The following is a 1,504-nucleotide window of genomic DNA, read 5'->3' as shown; positions in this document are numbered from 1 at the left end:
CAGGCTGTTGAAGAAATCCACTTGCGGGCGATGAAGTCAGCTTCGTCGCCGTTGTGGAAGCAGATTTGGCCGGTGATGGAGCCGTCTTGCTGGATTTCGGCCCAGCCATCACCTTGGACTTCGTCCATTTCATCGTTGCCCTGCCAGGAGAAGGCGACATGATTGCCGTCGGCCCCGCCGAAGATCTGCCCGGTGACGCAGCCGAAGGCGAATTCGCCGGAGCCATCTGCCGCGAACTCGATGTAGGCGGGCTCCATCATGTCGGCATAGTCCTCGACATAATCGGGCATTTCCACAATCCGCCAGCGGCCGGCGATGCTCATGCCGGCGCCGCCAGAAGCTTGGGCAAGCGGACCAGATTGTAGGCCGCCAGGTTCAGGGTGAAGGCCGCGCCCACACGGGCGCATCCTCGCAGCTTGACCTTGGCCATGCCGGCCGACGACTTGATCCAGCCGAACACCTCTTCGATCCGCTTGCGGCAGCGCTGGCTGGCTTCATAGCCCGGATGGCGCTTCGTGCGGCCATCGATCGCCGTCACGCGAGGCTTGCCAGTTTTACTCAGGTGACCGTCGATGGCGATGTGCGGCGTGACGTTGTGCTCGCGCAAATCCTTGACGAACTGGCGCACATCATAGGCTTTGTCGGCCCCGAGCGTGATGCGCCGCCGCGATGGCCGGCGTGCCAACATGGCAAGCGCGGCCTCGCGTTCGGCTTTGCCCGTGGCCTGGGTGACGCCGCCATCCACGACCAGTCCGTGGCGGTTCTCCATCAGCGCATGGCCGATATAGCACAGCTTCGCTGGCTGACCTTCACTCTTCTTGTAGAGCCGCGCCTGCGGATCGCTCGTGCTCTGGTGGGTATCGTTGGAGCGCTTCTCCTTGTGGAAGCCGCGCTCGGCGTTGCGGCCAGCGCCATCCGGATCGTTGTCGCCGCCGTCCTTGCGGCGGAAGCTCTTGAGCGATGCCCAGGCCTCGATCAGCGTCCCGTCCACCGAGAAGTGATCCGATGACAGCAGTCGCTTCACTCTTGGTTGCGCTAGAACCGCGCGCAGAAACTTGGCCGCGATTTCACCTGCCAACAGCCGATCCCGGTTCTTGGTGAAGCTCGAGTGATCCCAAGCCGGCTCGTCAACGCCGAGCCCCACGAACCAGCGGAACAGAAGATCGAACTCCATCCGCTCCATCAACTGGCGCTCCGAGCGAATGCCGTAGAAAGCCTGCAACAGCATCGCACGCAGCAAACGCTCCGGCGCGATCGAGGGCCGGCCGAGCCCGGGCCGATAAAGCACCGCAAAATCGCCGTCCATCTCCGCAAGAGCCGCGTTCACGATCTCACGTATCACCCGAAGCGGATGATCGCGCCGGACCCGCGCCTCAAGGTCCACATAGGAAAACAGTGAACTCGTCCGCTCGTCCAATCCGCGCATCCACGGTCCCCAAATCATCAGGGCACCAGTGAATCACGCTCCCAACAACCGCGCCAGTACTTCTTCAACAGCCTGCTA

2 protein-coding genes are annotated in these 1,504 nt (G+C 62.7%); both read right to left on the bottom strand.

Features of this window, described 5'->3' with window-relative positions; translation table 11 throughout:
- On the bottom strand, window positions 1-323 hold a 323-nt coding region (locus tag RFM41_RS34010; RefSeq protein WP_320253512.1), incomplete at its 3' end, for a hypothetical protein.
- On the bottom strand, window positions 320-1,426 hold the full coding sequence (locus tag RFM41_RS34005) for an IS5 family transposase (RefSeq protein ID WP_320253511.1): 1,107 nt from the start codon (window positions 1,424-1,426) through the stop codon (window positions 320-322). The genes RFM41_RS34010 and RFM41_RS34005, both read right to left, overlap by 4 nt.
- Between the last annotated feature and the right edge of the window lie 78 nt (window positions 1,427-1,504).

The organism is Mesorhizobium vachelliae (assembly GCF_033977325.1).
Taxonomy (GTDB): Bacteria; Pseudomonadota; Alphaproteobacteria; order Rhizobiales; family Rhizobiaceae; genus Mesorhizobium; species Mesorhizobium vachelliae.
The sequence above is the reverse complement of the archived record's forward strand: the minus strand, read 5'-3'. Positions and strand labels throughout refer to the sequence as shown.

Bases quoted from the DNA above. Each gene is read 5' to 3' on its own strand.
- RFM41_RS34005 (WP_320253511.1), bottom strand. From the start codon at position 1,426: ATGCGCGGATTGGACGAGCGGACGAGTTCACTGTTTTCCTATGTGGAC.